The following is an 18,047-nucleotide window of genomic DNA, read 5'->3' as shown; positions in this document are numbered from 1 at the left end:
GTGAAAATTAATATTATGAATAAGAAAATTGTAATAGTCGATGATGAACCTATTACTAGAATGGATATTAAAGATATCCTTCAGGCAGAAGGCTACAGTGTTGTAGGAGAGGCTGCAGATGGATTTGACGCAATTGAAGTTTGTAAAAAGCATCTTCCCGATATAGTGCTAATGGACATTCAAATGCCTTTACTAGATGGACTAAAGGCAAGCAAAAAGATAATGAGTGAAAATTTAGCAGGAGGGATTCTACTTTTAACGGCATTTAATGATACTGAATATATAGAAAAAGCTAAAAGTGTAGGAGCTTTTGGATATTTAGTAAAGCCTTTAGATGAAAAATCATTAATTTCAACTTTAGAGATGTGCTTAGCTAGAGGAGAGGATTTTAGAAATCTAAAAGATGATTTAGAAAAATTAAATAGGAAATTTGATGAGAGAAAAGTAGTAGAAAAAGCAAAGGGTATGCTTATGAAAGAATTCAAAATTACAGAAGATGAAGCTTACAAAAAGATAAGACGACTGAGCATGGATAAAAGATGTTCTATGGCTGAAATTGCTCAGACTATACTTATAAATTATGAATACTAGTGCAGCTATTTATGCCCTTTGCAAGAAGCACACAGATCTAACAGATTTAGATGTAAAGAAGGTAATAGAGGTTTCCAAATCTTTAGAAATTATGGCTGAATTTTATGAAAGCGATGTTTTTATAGACGTTATGTCCAGAGATAATGATATAGCTATAGTAGTATGCGAAGCAAAACCTTCTAGTGGAAAATCTGTATATAGCTCTTCAGTAGTAGGAGAAAAAGCTTTAAGAAAAAATGAACCAGGAGCTTTAAGAACTTTAAAAACTGGAGTACCCTCTAGGGACATTAGAGCAATGACTCAAGAAGATAGGTTTGTTAGACAAAAGGTTTTTCCTATAACTAATGAGAAAAAAGTTGTGGGAGTTATAATAGTTGAAAAGGATATAAGTGATGAGATAAAAGGAGAATTTAGTATAGGCAAATTATCTCCATTAAAACAAAAACTTATTTCTCATCAATTTATGACTGCGATAAATTCAAATCAAATAATAAATAACAATTTAGGTGATGCTATTTTAATTTTTGATAAAGAAGGACTTTTAAGAATTAAAAATGTAAAAGCAGACACTTACTACAGTAATATTGGATATATGGATGATATACAAGGACTTCACTATGATAATTTGTCATTGGATAATACTACTTTTGATCAAGTGGTATATGGTTATGGTGAAAATATGGTGGAACAGCCTGAAAAAAATGAAATAAAAGTAGGAAAATATTATTTTGTTATAAAAAAAATAATTATGAAGGAAAGAGACTTGAAATTAGCTATGATAATAAGCGACATAACTGAAATAAAAAATAAGGAAGCAGAAATTATTTCAAAATCTGTAGCTATAAGGGAGATTCATCATAGAGTTAAAAATAATCTTCAAACTGTGGCTTCCCTCTTAAGAATACAAAGTAGAAGATGTGTCTCAGAAGAGGCGAAGATTAACCTTCAAGAAAGTGTTAGCAGAATATTAGCTATTGCAGCTACTCATGAAATTTTATCAAAGCAGATTTCGGATCTTATAAGCATTACTAATGTAATTAATTCTATTCTGTTAAATATAAAAAGATGCTTTAATAATACATCTAAACAAATTGAAATAGACCTTATTGGAGAGGATTTTTATATTGATAGTGACAGAGCTACAGCTATAGCTTTAATAATAAATGAACTTATCCAAAATTGTTATGATCATGCCTTTGAAGATATGACAAAAGGTGAAATACAAGTTCTTATTGAAGGTGATGAAGATTATAAAATAATAGCTGTAATTGATAACGGGAAGGGTTTCAATGTTGAGGAAGAAAATATTGATAGCCTTGGGTTGTCCATAGTTAAAAGCTATGTTAAGGATAAACTTATAGGAAATATTAATATATACTCAGATGAAAACGGTACAAAAGTTATAATTGAGTTCCCTTTATTTAAATAAATATATATATGACTACAATGATGTAGTTTTATTTAAGCAAAGAAGCTTAAAGTTGTTGTAAAGATTTTTATAATCTTTATATAACTTTAAGCTTTTTTTTGGAGGTGATTGTCATAAGAGAGGAATTATTAAGTATTGGAATTGATATAGGAACTAGTACTACTCAACTGATATTTTCAAAACTTATAATAGAAAACATGGCCTCAAACTTTACAGTGCCTAGAATTACCATAGTAGATAAGCAAATAATTTATAAAAGTGAAGTTTATTTTACGCCTCTAATATCAAAGGATGAGATAGATGCAGAAGGAATTAAAAATATAGTACACAAAGAATATGAAAAAGCAAATATAAAAAAAGAAGATATAAAAACCGGAGCAGTAATTATAACAGGTGAAACTGCAAGAAAGAATAACGCTAATGAAGTTTTACATTCTTTAAGCGGATTTGCAGGAGATTTTGTTGTAGCTACAGCAGGACCAGATTTAGAGAGCATAATAGCTGGCAAGGGAGCAGGAGCGCATATTTATTCAAAAGAGCACTCTGTTTCCGTAGTAAATATAGATATTGGAGGAGGAACTAGCAATCTAGCCCTTTTCTCAAGAGGAGACGTAAAAGAAACTGGCTGTCTTGACATCGGAGGAAGACTTATAAAAATTGATAAAAATACAAAAAAAGTAGAATATATTGCACCAAAAATTCAAACTATAATTAGAGAAAAGAATTTTGATATAGAACTTGGAGATAAGGTCACCAGTGAAAAACTTTCCCCAATTATAAATGAAATGGTAAGTCTACTAGAACAAAGTGTAGGAATCAAAGAAAAGACTTCATTATTTGATCTTATAGTAACAAATAAATCTATAGGTTTAAATGAGAAGATAGATTGCATTTCATTCTCTGGGGGAGTAGCAGACTACATATATCATCAAGGAGAAGTAAATGATTATTTTGAATATGGTGACATAGGTATATTACTAGGAAAAGCAATTGCAAAGTCAGATATGTGCAAAAAGCTTAAAATTGTAAAACCACTAGAGACCATTAGAGCTACAGTGGTGGGAGCTGGCTCTCATACAACTGAAATTAGCGGAAGCACAATCACATATACAACAGATCATTTCCCTATAAAAAATCTTCCTATATTAAAACTTTCTGAGGAAGATGAAAAAGGAGGAACTGATACATTAAAAAAAGCTATAAAAGAAAAGCTTAATTGGTTCAAGGTAGAAAATGATCTTCAAAAAGTTGCCATAGCAATAAATGGCAAAAAAAATCCATCCTTTAATGAAATACAGGCGTATGCTAAAGGTTTTGCTGAAGGTATGGAAGAGTTAATAAAAAGAGAGCTTCCCATAATAATAATAGTAGAAAATGATATGGCAAAGGTTCTCGGTCATGCATTATACGCTGCTTTTCAGCTTAAAAAGGATGTTATTTGTATCGATGGTATCAAAGTGGAAAATGGAGATTATATCGATATAGGTAAGCCTATAGCTGAAGGTAAAGTATTACCAGTAGTAATAAAAACATTAGTATTTAACTAAATGGAAGGAGGATTAACGTGATTTTAAAAACAAAATTATTTGGACACGTTTATCAATTTAATACCCTCAATGAAGTATTAGGTAAGGCAAATGAGGAAAAATCTGGTGATAAGCTAGCAGGGCTTGCAGCTGAATCTGCAGAGGAGAGAGTAGCAGCAAAAGTTGTTTTATCAAATCTTACATTAGCAGATTTAAGAAATAACCCAGCGGTGCCTTATGAAAAAGATGAAGTTACAAGAATAATTCAAGATTCAGTTAATGAAAAAATTTACAATGAAATTAGAAATTGGACTGTATCAGAACTTAGAGAGTGGATTTTAAACGAAAATACAACAGGTGCCGATATAAAGAGAATATCAAGAGGTTTAACCTCAGAAATGGTAGCTGCTGTTGCAAAGTTAATGTCAAATATGGACCTTATTTATGGAGCAAGGAAAATAAGAATTACAGCTCATTGCAACACAACTATAGGGGATGAAAGAGTATTAGCAGCAAGACTTCAACCAAACCACCCCACAGATGATCCAGATGGAATTACAGCATCGCTAATGGAAGGTTTATCTTATGGAGTAGGAGACGCTGTAATAGGATTAAATCCAGTTGATGACTCTGTTGAAAGTGTATCAAGAGTTCTAAAAAGATTTGATGAATTTAAGAGAAAGTGGGAAATACCAACTCAAATTTGTGTGCTTGCACATGTAACTACACAAATGGAGGCTATAAGAAAGGGAGCTCCTACGGATCTTATATTCCAATCCATAGCTGGCTCACAAAAGGCAAATGAAGCCTTTGGAATTTCAGCAAGCATGCTTGAGGAAGCCAGAGATTTAGCTCTAAAAGAAGGTACAGGAGAAGGTCCAAATGTAATGTATTTTGAAACAGGTCAAGGTTCCGAACTTTCATCTGAGTCTCATCATGATGTTGACCAGGTTACAATGGAAGCAAGATGCTATGGATTTGGTAAGAAATATGATCCTTTTATAGTTAATACAGTTGTAGGATTCATAGGACCAGAATTTCTTTATGACTCCAAACAGGTTATAAGAGCAGGATTAGAGGATCACTTTATGGGTAAACTAACAGGAATATCTATGGGTTGCGATGCTTGTTATACAAATCATATGAAAGCTGACCAAAATGATATTGAAAACTTATCAGTATTACTTTCAGCAGCTGGATGCAACTTTTTTATGGGAATTCCACATGGTGATGACGTGATGCTTAACTATCAATGTACAGGATTCCATGAAACTGCTGCATTAAGAGAATTATTAGGATTAAAACCAATAAAGGAATTTGAAACATGGTTAGAAAAAATGGGATTCTACCATAATGGAAAGCTTACTAAAAAAGCAGGAGACGCATCAGTATTCTTGAAATAGGAGGGATATAGGGTGATTAATGAAAAAGAATTAAAGTCAATGGTTGAAAAGTTATTAGCGCAAATGGTATCAAATGGTAGCGAAGAGACTGTTGGAAAAGTTATTAGAAAATCCACAGAGACATTTGATACAGAAGATAGATACTTAGACGATGTAACAGAAGTTGAAATAAGAAAACAACTTTTAGTACCAGAGCCTGAGGATAGAGAAGGCTATTTGAAAATGAAGGAAAAAACGCCAGCAAGAATTGGAATATGGAGAGCAGGTCCAAGATATAAAACTGAAACCTCTCTTAGATTCAGAGCGGATCACGCAGCTGCTCAGGATGCTGTGTTCTCATATGTAGGAGAAGAATATATAAAAGAAAATAATTTAGTACCTATTGCGACATTATGTAAGGATAAAGACGAGTATATAACACGTCCAGATCTAGGAAGAAAGTTTTCAGAAGATACAATTAAACTTTTAAAGGATAATTTTAGAAAGAATGCAAAGGTTCAAGTAGTTGTAGGAGATGGATTAAGCTCTTCTGCTATTGAAGCAAATCTTGGAGATATATTACCAGCTTTAAAACAAGGTTTAAAAATTTATGGAATAGATGTTCCTGAAGTTATCTTTGTAAAACATTGCAGAGTTCCGGCAATGGACGTTATAGGTGAAGCTACTGGAGCAGATGTAATATGTTTACTTGTTGGAGAGAGACCAGGGTTGGTTACAGCTGAATCTATGAGTGCTTATATTGCGTATAAGCCAACAGTAAATATGCCAGAAGCAAAGAGAACAGTTATTTCCAATATACACAAAGGTGGTACACCACCTGTTGAAGCTGGCGCCCACATAGCTGAACTTATAAAAACTATGCTTGATAGAAAAGCATCCGGTATAGATTTGAAACTATAATATAGGAGGAATTGAAAGTGAAGAATGAAGCAATTCGCGCTACAGTGTTAAGTGTTAAGATTATTTCAAACGTAAGCCTAGACTTAGCTGAAAAATTTGAATTAAAACCACACCATAAAAGCTTAGGGTTAATTACTGCTGATATAGATGACGTAACTTATACTGCACTTGATGAAGCTACTAAAGCAGCTGATGTAGATGTTGTTTATGCAAGATCAATGTACGCTGGTTCTGCTAATGCTTCAACGAAACTTGCAGGAGAAGTTATAGGAATACTTGCAGGACCTAGCCCAGCAGAAGTAAGAAGCGGATTAAATGCTGCTGTTGATTTCATAGAAAGTGGAAATGGAGCACATTTTACAAGTGCTAATGATGACAATACAATACCATATTTTGCTCACACTGTATCAAGAACAGGTTCATATTTATCTGGAGTAGCTGGAATAGAAGAGGGAGAGCCGTTAGCTTATTTAATAGCCCCACCCCTTGAAGCTATGTACGGATTAGATGCAGCATTAAAAGCGGCAGATGTTAGGATGGTAGCCTTTTTCGGACCACCATCAGAAACCAACTTTGGTGGGGGATTATTAACAGGAAGTCAATCAGCTGCTAAAGCTGCTTGTGACGCATTTGCAGCAGCAGTGCAATCTGTAGCAGAAAACCCAACTAACTATTAATTTTAAGGAATAAATATGTATAAGTCACTAGGATTAATAGAAGTTAAGGGTTTACTAGGAGCTATAGAGGCTGCTGACTCTGCACTTAAAGCTGCTAATGTAAATCTTGTAGGTTGGGAGAAAGTGAAAGGCGGAATAGTTACAGTAAAGCTTACTGGAGACGTAGATGCAGTTAAAGCTGCTGTAGATGCTGGAGTGGCATCTGTAGAAAGACTGGGAGTATTCCTAACCTCTCACGTTATTCCAAGGATGCATGAGGAAACTTTAAAAATAATCCCTGAAATGAATGAGAATCATTCTATTAAAAACATAGATTTAAAAAGCAAACTTGAAAAATCAGTTAAAGAAGAAATTAAAGAAGAAGAAACTAAAGAAAAAGAAGAAATTGAACATATACAAGACATAGAAAAAATAGATGTAAATATAAATAAAATAGATGATGTAAAAGAAACTGAGAAATCAGAGAATAAATATAAAGAAGATGAACTTTTAGAAATGAAAGTTGAAGATTTAAGAAAATTGGCAAGGGAATTAAAATTACCTACCATGACAAATAAACAGATTAAGTTTGGAAAAAAAGATGAACTAATAAAACAAATATTAAATTTTTACAGAGAGGGTGATAATTAATGGAGCTTCTAGATAAAGATTTGGTCTTAGTACAAGAAGTTAGAAATTTAATAAAAAAAGCTAAAGAAGCCCAAAGAGTGCTAGCACAGATGAGTCAATCGCAGATTGACAAAATAGTAAAGGCTATTGCTGATGCAGGATTTGAGAATGCAGAAAGATTAGCTAAAATGGCCAACGAAGAAACCGGATTTGGAAAATGGCAAGATAAAATAGTGAAAAATACTTTTGCTTCTAAAATAGTTTACAATGCCATCAAAGATATGAAGACAGTAGGCATATTAGAAGATGATAAAGTGAATAAAATTATAGAAGTAGCAGTTCCAGTTGGAGTCGTTGCAGGACTAATACCTTCAACAAATCCAACATCTACAGCTATATATAAAGCTATGATATCCATAAAATCGGCAAATGCTATAGTTTTTTCACCTCATCCAAATGCTAAGAATTGTATACTTGAAACTGTAAAGATTATTTCTGAAGCTGCTAAAGCGGCAGGATGCCCAGATGGTGCTATAGCTTGTATGACAGTTCCAACGATGGAAGGCACAGATGTGTTAATGAAACATAATGATATAGCATTAATCCTTGCTACCGGTGGTTCAGCTATGGTTAAAGCTGCATACTCATCTGGTACTCCAGCCATTGGAGTAGGTCCTGGAAATGGTCCAGCATTTATTGAAAGAAGTGCTAATATTCCTTTAGCAGTTAAGAGAATATTGGACTCTAAAACTTTCGATAATGGAACAATATGTGCTTCTGAGCAATCTGTAGTAGTTGAAGAATGTATTAAAGAAGAAGTAATTAAAGAGCTTAAAAAACAAGGGGCTTACTTTTTAACTGATGAAGAAGCTAAAAAGCTTGAAAAATTTATAATGAGAGCTAATGGAACCATGAATCCACAGATAGTTGGAAAGAGTGTAGAAGCTATAGCTAATCTTGCAAGCTTAAGTATTCCAGAAGGAACAAGGGTTCTAGTTGCCGCAGAAACAAGGGTTGGTAATACTGTTCCATACTCAAGAGAAAAGCTTGCTCCAATACTTGCATTCTATACAGAAAAGGATTGGGAAAGTGCTTGTGAAAAGTGCATAGAGATATTAAATAATGAAGGTGCTGGTCACACTCTTATAATTCACTCAGAGAATGAGAAAATAATAAGAGAGTTTGCATTAAGAAAACCAGTATCAAGGATGCTTATAAATACCCCAGGTGCTCTAGGAGGTATTGGAGCAACTACCAACTTAATGCCTGCTCTAACTTTAGGTTGTGGTGCTGTCGGAGGAAGTTCCACTTCAGATAACATTGGGCCATTTAATCTTTTGAATATAAGAAGAGTGGCTTATGGAGTTAGAGAACTTGAAGAATTAAGAGGCAATGAAAAACCAATATCATCTATAGAAACTTTTGGTTCTAAAGCTGACAAAGAAGAGCTTATAGATGAATTAGTAAAAAGAATACTTCAACAATTAAATTAAAAAATTTAAGTAAGTGAAATTTAAGGAGGATTTTATTATGGCAAATACAAACGCATTAGGAATGATTGAAACTAAAGGATTGGTAGGAGCAATTGAAGCAGCGGATGCTATGGTTAAAGCTGCAAATGTTACACTAGTAGGAAAAGAACACGTAGGTGGTGGGCTTGTTACTGTTATGGTAAGAGGAGACGTTGGAGCTGTTAAAGCAGCTACAGATGCAGGAGCTGCTGCTGCTGAAAGAGTAGGAGAATTAGTATCAGTTCACGTAATACCAAGACCACACTTTGAAGTAGATGCTATTCTTCCAAAAGTACAAGAATAGTAAAGTTATAAAGAGATGTGCCAAATAGGGCACATCTCATACATCTAATAAGGGATGTGAGTACATGAGTGTTATCACAGAAAGTGAAATTAGAAAACGCTTAAAAGGAAAAGATGTTAAGGAAATTAAAGAATTAAAAGTATTAAAGGGAGAAATAGTAACACCTTCAGCAAAGTCATTTTTAAGTGAGAATAATATACAGCTTAAATATGTTGATGGTGAAGAAGAAATTAAAGAAACAGAGGAAAAAAAGGTAGTTATTAAAGAGCATAACTATAAATTTAAAACTATATATGGAGGCTACTTAGAAGAAAAGCCAGAACATATGACACATCTTTATGGAAATGTTCTTGTTTTTAAGGATCATAAAAGAATTATATTTAGAGGGAAAATAGACTCCCTTGAATCTAAAATATTAGAGACGCAAATTACCTGTTCAAAGCTAGGCATGATTAAACTTGTAAGTGATTTACAAGAGGTATTAGACTTTGTAAGAAATGTTTTAAGATGTGAAGTGTTAAATGAAAAGTTACAAGAAGTTAATCTCCAGGGGATGACAGCAGAAGAACTTAGAGAAAAATCTCACAATCCTCAAAAATATTTTGGAATTGGACACTTTTTTCCAGATCATACAATGGGAGAGGTTGTTATTGCTTTAAATAGTTGTAGAAGTCTAACGAGAGAAACGGAGTTAATAGCATTTTCTACATTCAAAAATGAGTATGGTGATGTAGAAAGAGAAGATTTAATAAGGGGATTGAATAGATTATCTTCATTATTTTGGATTATGATGTTTAAAGTTAGAACAGGAAAATATAAATAAAGAGGGAGGAGCTCTATGGACAATCTATTACCAGAAGAATTGATAGATGAAGTAATTAAAAGAGTAAAAAAAGAAGCCTTTATAGAAGTAGAAGCATCAGGGAGACATGTTCATGTGGATACGGAAACTTTAGAGGCGCTCTTTGGAGAAGGACATAATCTTACTAAAACTAAGGATTTGTCACAACCAGGACAGTTTGCTTGCAAGGAAAGGGTGACAATTATCGGGCCTAAGGGATCTATTTCTAATGTGGTAATTTTAGGACCAGAAAGAAAGAATACTCAGGTTGAAATATCTCAAACAGATGCCTTAATTTTAGGTATTAAAGCACCAGTTAGAGAAAGCGGGAATATCGAGGGAACCCCACCTGTAATAATAGCTTCTGAAAAAGGTGCAGTAAGAATAGAGCAAGGAGTTATTGTAGCAAAAAGACATGTGCATATCACTCCAGAGGATGCAGAAAAATTTAAAGTAAGAGACAAGGAAAAAGTAAAAGTTCAAATATTTGGGGATAGACCATTGATATTTGATGATGTGGTAGTGAGAGTAAGTCCAAACTTTAGAACTTATATGCATATAGATTATGACGAAGCTAATGCTTGTGGCTTTACTAAGGGGACTTTAGGCAAAATAATAAAGTAACCTTTTAGGAGGTGAGTTCATGGATTTTGAAAAACTTGTAGATTTAGTTGTTGCAGAGGTATATAAGAGATTAGAAAATAGAAATGAAGAAGTATTTAATGAAAAGAAAAAACTTGTAGTTTTATGGGAAGATTCCTTAGAAGGATATAAAGAGGAATTAACTAAAGAATACGAGATATATCCCTATGAAGATGGCATAAAAGATTGCGATACTGTAGTAGTTTCAAAGCTTTGCTTAAGAGGATTGGCGAATTTAGCCAATGGAATGAATGTTTCTAATGAAGAACGTTTTATTTTAAAAATGATTATGAAGGGTAAAAAGATTTTTGTAGTAAATAGTGGTGTTGAATACAAAAGATATTCAAAGACTGCACCAAAAATTCTTTATAATAAATATGTAGAATTTGAAGAAAAACTCAAAGATTATGGAGTAAAGTTTATAGATTCTCTTATAGAAATAAAACAATGTAAAGATGTAGTGAAAAATAATGTTGTAAAAGAAGAAGTGTCAGAAAAATGTGAAAGTTATTCTAAGAAGAGTCTTGAATTAAGAAATAAAAAGCTCATCGTGGAATCAGATTTAAGAAGGCTTTACAAAAGAGACATGGAAGAAGTTATTATTGATAAAAAGAGCATAATAACACCTTTAGCTAGTGATTTTATAAGAATTCAAAAGTTGAATATAAAACGAGTTTAGTGAGGGATAATATGATAATAGGAAGAGTGGTTGGTAACCTTTGGGCTACTAGAAAAGATGAGAAATTAAATGGACAAAAATTTTTAGTAGTTAAACTCTTGATAAGTAAAAATAAAGAAAAAGACGAGTTCTTTGTAGCAGCAGATAATGCAGGAGCAGGAGTTGGAGATTTAGTTCTCATCACTAAAGGTGGAGCTGCAAGAGCTTCCTTGGAGGCAAAAGATATACCTGTAGATGCTGTTATTGTTGGTATTGTGGATTCCATAGAGGTGGAAGATGAATAAAAGCATAGGAGCCTTAGAGTTTAGAAGCATTAGCAAAGGTGTAGAAGTATCAGACCTCATGGTGAAGAGAGCTACAGTAGATGTAGCTTTCTTCAGAACCATTTGTATAGGTAAGTTTTTAGTAATACTTAGTGGAAATGAAGGAGAAATTGAAGAAGCAATAACTTGTGGAGTTGGTGCTGCTGGGGAATATTTAGTAGACAGTTTTATTATAAATGCAGTTCATCCAAGTATTATTGAGGGCTTAAAAAATAAATATGTAAAACAAAAATTTGATGCCATAGGTATAGTTGAGACTGCAAATGTTTGCAGTGGTATAAAAGCTTTAAACAAGGCACTGAAGTCTTCAGATGTCCATTTAGCGAAATTGCAGATTGCAAATACTATAGGTGGAAAATTAGTTTTTACAATTTCTGGATCAGTTAGCGATGTTGAAGATTCCATTAAAAAAGCTAGGGGGGAAATAGAAGAAAAGAAAATAATACAAACTTCTGTAATCCCTTCACCAGACGAACTTATATTATCTAATTTGTTTTAATTGAAAGGAGATTGAAAATGGGTATTAATGAAATTATAATCTACGCAATGGTCATTTTTATGGTTTTGGGTGCTATAGATAAATGCCTTGATAATAAATTTGGTTTAGGGGCAGCCTTTGAAGAAGGTTTTATGGCAATGGGATCATTAACATTAGCTATGGTAGGAGTTATTTCCTTAGCACCAGTGCTAGCAAATATTTTAAAGCCAATTGTAGTTCCAATATATAGTGCTTTAGGGGCTGACCCGGCTATGTTTGCTACAACACTTCTTGCTTGTGATATGGGAGGATTTTCATTGGCAGTTCAACTTGCTCAAACTCCAGAAGCAGGTTTATTTGCAGGAACGATTCTAGGTGCTATGATGGGACCTACAATAGTGTTTACTATTCCAGTAGCTCTTGGAATAATTGAAAAAGAAGATCACAGATTTTTAGCAACAGGAGTATTGGCAGGAATAATCACAATTCCTCTTGGAGCATTAGTGGGAGGATTAGTTGCTGGTTTTCCAATAATGATGATATTAAAAAATTTAGTACCAATTATACTAGTTGCAGCACTAATAGCTCTAGGGTTATGGAAAATGCCTGATAAGATGGTAAAAGGATTTACTTATTTCGGTAAATTTGTTGTTATAATAATCACAATAGGTTTAGCAGCTGGTGTAGTTGAAATGCTCACTGGAATAGTCGTAATACCAGGAATGGCACCAATCTCAGAGGGTATTGCAGTAGTTGGAGATATAGCTGTGGTATTAGCAGGAGCTTTCCCAATGGTTTATATAATAACTAAAGTATTCAATAAGCCACTTTTAGCTTTAGGTAAAGTTTTAGGAATGAATGATGTTGCAGCAGCTGGTTTAGTAGCTACTTTAGCAAATAATATCCCAATGTTTGGAATGATGAAAAACATGGATAACAGAGGAAAGATTATTAACGTTGCTTTTGCTGTATCTGGGGCATTCGTATTTGGGGATCATTTAGGTTTTGTTGCAGGAGTTGCAAAAAATATGATTTTCCCTATGATAGTTGGTAAGCTTGTTGGTGGTGTTGCTGCTGTATTTGTAGCTATGTTTATAGCAAATAAGATTTTGGATAAACAAAAGGAGGAAAAATAAATGAAAAACATGGATCCACAAATGCTTGAAGAATTAATTAGAAAAATAATTGAAGAAAAACTAGGCGGTAAAGATGAAGTAGATTTTGTAAGACATAAAGACATTAGTGGAATTACCTCAATAAAACTTCCTACAGTAAAAGTTAGTGAAGAAAATAGATTAGATACAGGTAACCCTAAGGATGTAGTTTATACAAAGGATTTATTTACATTAGAAGAAAGTCCAAGACTAGGCTGTGGTATGATGGAAATGAAGGAAACTACATTTGATTGGACTCTCAACTATGATGAGATAGATTACATTATCGAAGGACATTTAGATATAATAATAGACGGAAGAAAGGTATCAGCAGATGCAGGAGAGATAATATTAATTCCTAAAGGAAGCAAAATACAATTCTCAGTTCCGAACTATGCTAGATTTATATATGTAACATATCCGGCAGATTGGGCATCTCAAAATTAAAATAGAATAATTTGATAGAGCTTATCACGAGTGGTGGAGGGACTGGCCCCATGAAACCCAGCAACCGTATGGAAATCATACAAGGTGCTAAATCCTGCAGCGTGAGCTGGAAGATAAGAGTGCTCGAATTTTATAGCCTAAAGGGATGCCTTTAGGCTATTTTAGTGTGTCATAAAATAATTTTTTCTTTTGAAATTTTTTCATCAGAAGCAGCTACCACAATAGAAAAAATATATGATACACTAGAAGAAATAAATAGCTATTGTAGAAAATGTAAGTTCTATAATTAAATCTATAGATGAATAAAGTGAAATTTAGGAGGCGAAAATTATGAAAAAAGTTGAAAGTTTTCAATTAGACCATAGAAAGGTTGTAGCACCTTATGTAAGGAAATGCACTGTATTAAGTGGAGAAAAAGGTGATTTTGTAACAAAGTTTGATTTAAGATTTACTCAACCAAACAAAGAAGATATCTCAACAGGGGCAATTCATGCGTTAGAACATTTACTTGCTGGATTTTTAAGAGAGTATTTAGAAGGCATAATAGATTTATCACCAATGGGATGCAGAACAGGGTTTTATTTAACTTTGTGGGGGGATAGGGAAGCCTCTGAAATAAAGAAAGCTTTAGAAGAATCACTAAAAAAAGTTGTGGAAGCAGAAGAGGTTCCAGCAGCTAATGATTTACAGTGTGGAAACTATAGAGATTTGTCCTTATTTGGAGCTAAAGAGTACGCAAAATACGTATTAGAAAAAGGATTTAATCTAAATATATACGGTGATAATTAATGATTCAATATAAATTTATAGGTGATGAAGGTGAAATATTAAGGTATTTAGGAGTTAAAGACAATAAGGAAGAAGAAATAAAGAAGGAATTATACAAAATAAAAGAAGAATTAAAAGAAATAGTAAGGTTTAGATTTATCTACGACATATTTGATATAGAAATTAAAGAAGAGGGAGTACTATTAAAGGACTATAACATTATATTAAGAGGAGAAGATATACAATCCCATTTGAAAGAATCAAATAAATGCATAATAATGGGGGCTACTTTAGGGGGAGAAGTAGATAAAAAAATAAACTACTATCAAAAAATTGATATGTTTAAAGCTTTGATAATGAATGCAGGGGCCACTGCTTTTATTGAAGAAGGATGCGATTTTGTAGAAAAATTGATAAGAAAAGAATATTGCTCCTCAAATGAGGATATTACCTGGAGGTATAGCCCAGGATATGGAGATTTATCACTAAATATTCAAGGAGAATTACTAAAATTATTACAAAAGGATAAAAATATTGGTCTATATCTTTCAGAAAGCAGCATGCTCATACCTAAAAAATCGGTAACGGCAATAATAGGCATAATTTCTAAAGAAAAAAGAACCAATAAAAGAAGCTGTGAAAATTGTTTAAGTAAAAATAATTGTACTTATAGAAAGATTGGTGGAAGCTGTGAGAATTAAAGAGTTATTAGGGGAAAAGATTTTAATATTTGATGGGGCAATGGGTACCATGCTTCAAAAGCATGATCTTAAAAGAGGAGAAATACCCGAAATCTTAAATATTGAAAAAAAAGATGTTATTATAAGTATACATGAGAAATATATTTGTGCAGGAGCGGATATTATAACTACTAATACTTTTGGGTGTAATGAGAAAAAACTTAAAGATGTTAAATATTCCGTTGAGGAGATAATAAAAGCAGCCGTAGATAATGGGATAAAAGCCATAGGAGATAGTGATGTTTTATTAGCCTTAGATATTGGGCCAATAGGGGAACTCTTAGAGCCAATGGGGACTTTGACCTTTGAAGAGGCTTACAATATATTTAAAAATCAAATTATTGCTGGAGTAAAATATGGAGTAGATTTGATTATTATAGAAACTATGTCAGATCTTTATGAAGCTAAGGCGGCAATACTTGCAGCTAAAGAAAATTCAAATCTTCCTGTATTTTGTACAATGACTTTTGAAAAAGATAGAAGAACATTTACAGGATGTACTATTCCTTCTATGGTGATGACTTTAGAAGGTTTAGGAGTGGATGCTCTAGGTGTAAATTGTTCTTTAGGACCCGTCGAGCTTAAAACTATTGTTGAAGAAATATTAAAATATTCAAATATACCTGTAATGATACAGCCAAATGCAGGACTTCCTGTAGTGAAAGATGGTAAAACTTTATATAAGATTACTCCAAAAGAGTTCTGTAGGGCTATAGAATCTATGGTGGAAAAAGGAGTAAGCGTAGTGGGGGGCTGTTGTGGTACTGATGATACTTTCATAGAGGAATTATCGAAGGTTCTTAGGGGTAAAGTGATAAATAAGATAGAGGTAGAGCAATTTTCAGGTATATGCACCCCTTCAAAGTCTATTTTTATAGACGGAGTTAAAGTCATAGGAGAAAAAATAAATCCCACAGGAAAAAAACTATTAAAAGAAGCCTTGAAAAAAGGTGATATGGACTATGTTTTAAAAGAAGGAATAAGTCAGATAGAGGATGGAGCAGATATTTTAGATATTAATGTAGGTCTTCCAGAAATAAATGGAGAAGAGATGATAGTTAAGGTTATAAAAGAAATACAAAGCATAATAGATGTTCCACTTCAAATAGACTCTAGTGACCCTAAAGTTATAGAAAAGGGGCTTAGAATTTATAATGGAAAACCTATAGTAAATTCAGTAAGTGGTGAAGAGAAATCCTTGACTAAAGTATTGCCACTAGTAAAAAAATACGGTGCCATGGTAGTCGGATTAACCTTTGATGAAAAAGGAATACCTAAAACTGCGGAGGAAAGGTTTAAAGTCGCAGAGAAAATCGTTAGTAGAGCCTTAGATTATGGTATAAAAAAAGAGGATATAATTATTGATTGTCTAACTTTAACAGCATCAGCTCAACAAAAAGAAGTGTTAGAAACATTAAAGGCCTTAACAATGGTAAAAGAAAAACTGGGTGTAAAAACCACATTAGGAGTTTCTAATATATCCTTTGGGTTACCTAATAGGGAGCTTTTAAATAGAAGTTTCTTAAATATGGCTCTTTACGCAGGATTGGATTTGCCAATAATAAATCCAAATAAAGAAGATATGATTGATACTATAAATGCTTTTAAAGTGTTAAATAATGAAGATGTCAGCGGGGAAAAATATATAAGTAATTATTCTCAAATAGTAACTGAAACTAAAAATATTAAAAAGGTAGAAAGAAGTTTAAAAGATATTATAATAAATGGTATCAAAGATGAAGCTTATTCTGTTACAAAAGGATTGCTTAATGAAAAGGAAGAGTTAGAAATAGTAGAAAATTTTTTAATACCAGCTTTAGATATAGTAGGAGAAAAATATGAAAAAGGAGAGATATTTTTACCTCAACTTATCCAATCAGCGGAAACTGTAAAAAAAGCCTTTCAAGCTATAAAGGAAAAAATTATTCTTGAAAACAAAAATGAAATAAGTAAGGGTACAATTTTGCTGGCAACAGTAAAAGGTGATGTACATGATATAGGTAAGAATATAGTTAAAACTCTTTTAGAGAATTATGGTTTTAACATTATTGACTTAGGAAAAGATGTAGATAAAGAAAAAATTTTAGAGGCTATATTAAATAACAATATTAAATTAGTAGGTTTAAGCGCACTTATGACTACCACAGTAAAAAGCATGGAAGAAACAATTAGGTACTTAAAAGAAAATAATGTTGATTGCAAAGTTATGGTAGGTGGAGCTGTGTTAAATGAAGAGTATGCTGATATGATAAATGCTGACTTCTATGCTAAAGATGCAAAAGAAGGGGTTAATATTGCTAGGAAATTTTTTGCTTAAAAGTTAAATTGGTTTTATAAATTATAAAATTCTACGAAGATAACTTAGTTTCACAAATAGAGAGCTAAGTATGTAGTGAAGCCGCTCTGAAAAAAGTCGCTATTTCACCACATACTTAGCTCTTTTGTATTTTACAAATCTATTTTCAAATTTTTATTATGTCAAATTAGCCTCTCAAACATTGACTTTTTAAATTTCATTATCTAAAACTTAAAAAAATATTAGCTTTTTATAAATTTAGCTAAAATTTTTGAAAGATAAGTTTCGTTTTAGGAAATCTAGTATTTTCAATGCATAGAACGTATATATCCTTAAAAATATTAAAAAACTATGTGGAGATTAATAGTGAAAACATTACATAAGTTTGATTTTATAAGGAAATATGCAAGGAAACTTTCTTCAAAAACAAATGTATTCTTAATAAGCACATATGATTTTATATAATTCAACTTTCATTTTCGTAAATTAATAAATATACTCTAATTGGATTTTATGAAGTGAATTCATCAAAATGGTCAGATGTAATCAATTTCAACAGAAAATCAATACGAATTCCATTTAAATTTGAAGTTTATAAGGAAATTTAGCATTCACCAGTGAAAAAACTGCAACAATCAAAGCATGAAAACTTGCAAAATTTAAGATTGAAGAAAGTTTATATTTAATTATTTATGTATATAGATGCAATTAACAGTTCAATAATTATAA

Annotated in this window: 19 protein-coding genes and 1 riboswitch; all 19 genes read left to right on the top strand. The window is 32.5% G+C overall.

Translation table 11 applies throughout. The features are described from left to right. The first annotated feature begins 15 nt into the window (after nucleotides 1-15). Nucleotides 16-591: an ANTAR domain-containing response regulator gene (locus tag RYO54_RS11110; RefSeq protein WP_315118606.1), complete on the top strand. Its 576-nt coding sequence runs from the start codon at nucleotides 16-18 to the stop codon at nucleotides 589-591. Then, the gene (locus tag RYO54_RS11105; RefSeq protein WP_315118604.1) at nucleotides 581-2,020 is read left to right on the top strand and encodes a sensor histidine kinase; all 1,440 of its coding nucleotides are present in this window, start codon (nucleotides 581-583) and stop codon (nucleotides 2,018-2,020) included. The genes RYO54_RS11110 and RYO54_RS11105 overlap by 11 nt, the downstream gene beginning before the upstream one ends. 113 nt (nucleotides 2,021-2,133) lie before the next feature. Continuing rightward, entirely contained in the window at nucleotides 2,134-3,567 is a 1,434-nt protein-coding gene (eutA, locus tag RYO54_RS11100) for an ethanolamine ammonia-lyase reactivating factor EutA (protein WP_315118669.1), read from the top strand. Between the two features lie 17 nt (nucleotides 3,568-3,584). Beyond that, the gene (locus RYO54_RS11095) at nucleotides 3,585-4,949 is read left to right on the top strand and encodes an ethanolamine ammonia-lyase subunit EutB (protein WP_315118602.1); all 1,365 of its coding nucleotides are present in this window, start codon (nucleotides 3,585-3,587) and stop codon (nucleotides 4,947-4,949) included. Between the two features lie 15 nt (nucleotides 4,950-4,964). After that, entirely contained in the window at nucleotides 4,965-5,849 is an 885-nt protein-coding gene (eutC, locus tag RYO54_RS11090) for an ethanolamine ammonia-lyase subunit EutC (protein ID WP_315118668.1), read from the top strand. Between the two features lie 17 nt (nucleotides 5,850-5,866). Continuing rightward, nucleotides 5,867-6,526, top strand: coding sequence for an ethanolamine utilization microcompartment protein EutL (eutL, locus tag RYO54_RS11085; RefSeq protein WP_315118600.1), 660 nt, complete (start codon nucleotides 5,867-5,869; stop codon nucleotides 6,524-6,526). A gap of 15 nt (nucleotides 6,527-6,541) precedes the next feature. Next, a complete protein-coding gene (locus RYO54_RS11080) occupies nucleotides 6,542-7,156 on the top strand; it encodes a BMC domain-containing protein (protein WP_315118598.1) in 615 nt (204 codons plus the stop codon). After that, a complete protein-coding gene (locus tag RYO54_RS11075) occupies nucleotides 7,156-8,628 on the top strand; it encodes an acetaldehyde dehydrogenase (acetylating) (protein WP_315118597.1) in 1,473 nt (490 codons plus the stop codon). Before RYO54_RS11080 ends, RYO54_RS11075 begins: the two co-directional genes overlap by 1 nt. 37 nt (nucleotides 8,629-8,665) lie before the next feature. Then, complete coding sequence (locus RYO54_RS11070; RefSeq protein WP_315118595.1) at nucleotides 8,666-8,950, top strand: BMC domain-containing protein; 285 nt, start codon at nucleotides 8,666-8,668, stop codon at nucleotides 8,948-8,950. 64 nt (nucleotides 8,951-9,014) lie between these two features. Next, nucleotides 9,015-9,773, top strand: a complete 759-nt coding sequence (locus tag RYO54_RS11065) for a cobalamin adenosyltransferase (RefSeq protein ID WP_315118593.1) — start codon at nucleotides 9,015-9,017, stop codon at nucleotides 9,771-9,773. 15 nt (nucleotides 9,774-9,788) lie between these two features. Beyond that, nucleotides 9,789-10,415, top strand: coding sequence for an ethanolamine utilization phosphate acetyltransferase EutD (eutD, locus tag RYO54_RS11060; RefSeq protein WP_315118592.1), 627 nt, complete (start codon nucleotides 9,789-9,791; stop codon nucleotides 10,413-10,415). A gap of 19 nt (nucleotides 10,416-10,434) precedes the next feature. Then, nucleotides 10,435-11,112, top strand: coding sequence for a TIGR02536 family ethanolamine utilization protein (locus RYO54_RS11055; RefSeq protein ID WP_315118590.1), 678 nt, complete (start codon nucleotides 10,435-10,437; stop codon nucleotides 11,110-11,112). Nucleotides 11,113-11,123: 11 nt separating this feature from the next. Beyond that, on the top strand, nucleotides 11,124-11,396 hold the full coding sequence (locus RYO54_RS11050; protein ID WP_315118588.1) for a EutN/CcmL family microcompartment protein: 273 nt from the start codon (nucleotides 11,124-11,126) through the stop codon (nucleotides 11,394-11,396). Continuing rightward, on the top strand, nucleotides 11,389-11,934 hold the full coding sequence (locus RYO54_RS11045) for a BMC domain-containing protein (RefSeq protein WP_315118585.1): 546 nt from the start codon (nucleotides 11,389-11,391) through the stop codon (nucleotides 11,932-11,934). Before RYO54_RS11050 ends, RYO54_RS11045 begins: the two co-directional genes overlap by 8 nt. A gap of 17 nt (nucleotides 11,935-11,951) precedes the next feature. Beyond that, nucleotides 11,952-13,049, top strand: coding sequence for an ethanolamine utilization protein EutH (gene eutH, locus RYO54_RS11040; RefSeq protein WP_315118583.1), 1,098 nt, complete (start codon nucleotides 11,952-11,954; stop codon nucleotides 13,047-13,049). Then, nucleotides 13,050-13,514: a cupin domain-containing protein gene (locus RYO54_RS11035; RefSeq protein ID WP_315118581.1), complete on the top strand. Its 465-nt coding sequence runs from the start codon at nucleotides 13,050-13,052 to the stop codon at nucleotides 13,512-13,514. It begins immediately after the preceding gene. Nucleotides 13,515-13,532: 18 nt separating this feature from the next. Further along, nucleotides 13,533-13,634, top strand: a riboswitch (SAM riboswitch). A gap of 210 nt (nucleotides 13,635-13,844) precedes the next feature. Then, entirely contained in the window at nucleotides 13,845-14,303 is a 459-nt protein-coding gene (locus tag RYO54_RS11030) for an S-ribosylhomocysteine lyase (RefSeq protein WP_315118578.1), read from the top strand. After that, nucleotides 14,303-14,983 (top strand): vitamin B12 dependent-methionine synthase activation domain-containing protein, encoded by a 681-nt coding sequence (locus RYO54_RS11025; protein WP_315118576.1) that lies wholly within the window; start codon nucleotides 14,303-14,305, stop codon nucleotides 14,981-14,983. The genes RYO54_RS11030 and RYO54_RS11025 overlap by 1 nt, the downstream gene beginning before the upstream one ends. A gap of 40 nt (nucleotides 14,984-15,023) precedes the next feature. Continuing rightward, nucleotides 15,024-17,339, top strand: a complete 2,316-nt coding sequence (locus RYO54_RS11020; protein ID WP_399549394.1) for a homocysteine S-methyltransferase family protein — start codon at nucleotides 15,024-15,026, stop codon at nucleotides 17,337-17,339. The last annotated feature ends 708 nt before the right edge of the window (nucleotides 17,340-18,047 follow it).

The sequence above is a fragment of the uncultured Clostridium sp. genome, from assembly GCF_963515715.1.
Lineage (GTDB): Bacteria > Bacillota > Clostridia > Clostridiales > Clostridiaceae > Clostridium_AW.
Note: the sequence above shows the minus strand (reverse complement) of the source record. Positions and strands in the feature narration are given on the sequence as shown.

Bases quoted from the DNA above. Each gene is read 5' to 3' on its own strand.
- RYO54_RS11110 (WP_315118606.1), top strand. From the start codon at position 16: ATGAATAAGAAAATTGTAATAGTCGATGATGAACCTATTACTAGAATG.
- RYO54_RS11105 (WP_315118604.1), top strand. From the start codon at position 581: ATGAATACTAGTGCAGCTATTTATGCCCTTTGCAAGAAGCACACAGAT.
- RYO54_RS11080 (WP_315118598.1), top strand. From the start codon at position 6,542: ATGTATAAGTCACTAGGATTAATAGAAGTTAAGGGTTTACTAGGAGCT.
- RYO54_RS11075 (WP_315118597.1), top strand. From the start codon at position 7,156: ATGGAGCTTCTAGATAAAGATTTGGTCTTAGTACAAGAAGTTAGAAAT.
- RYO54_RS11070 (WP_315118595.1), top strand. From the start codon at position 8,666: ATGGCAAATACAAACGCATTAGGAATGATTGAAACTAAAGGATTGGTA.
- RYO54_RS11065 (WP_315118593.1), top strand. From the start codon at position 9,015: ATGAGTGTTATCACAGAAAGTGAAATTAGAAAACGCTTAAAAGGAAAA.
- eutD (WP_315118592.1), top strand. From the start codon at position 9,789: ATGGACAATCTATTACCAGAAGAATTGATAGATGAAGTAATTAAAAGA.
- RYO54_RS11055 (WP_315118590.1), top strand. From the start codon at position 10,435: ATGGATTTTGAAAAACTTGTAGATTTAGTTGTTGCAGAGGTATATAAG.
- RYO54_RS11050 (WP_315118588.1), top strand. From the start codon at position 11,124: ATGATAATAGGAAGAGTGGTTGGTAACCTTTGGGCTACTAGAAAAGAT.
- RYO54_RS11045 (WP_315118585.1), top strand. From the start codon at position 11,389: ATGAATAAAAGCATAGGAGCCTTAGAGTTTAGAAGCATTAGCAAAGGT.
- eutH (WP_315118583.1), top strand. From the start codon at position 11,952: ATGGGTATTAATGAAATTATAATCTACGCAATGGTCATTTTTATGGTT.
- RYO54_RS11035 (WP_315118581.1), top strand. From the start codon at position 13,050: ATGAAAAACATGGATCCACAAATGCTTGAAGAATTAATTAGAAAAATA.
- RYO54_RS11030 (WP_315118578.1), top strand. From the start codon at position 13,845: ATGAAAAAAGTTGAAAGTTTTCAATTAGACCATAGAAAGGTTGTAGCA.
- RYO54_RS11025 (WP_315118576.1), top strand. From the start codon at position 14,303: ATGATTCAATATAAATTTATAGGTGATGAAGGTGAAATATTAAGGTAT.
- RYO54_RS11020 (WP_399549394.1), top strand. From the start codon at position 15,024: ATGGGTACCATGCTTCAAAAGCATGATCTTAAAAGAGGAGAAATACCC.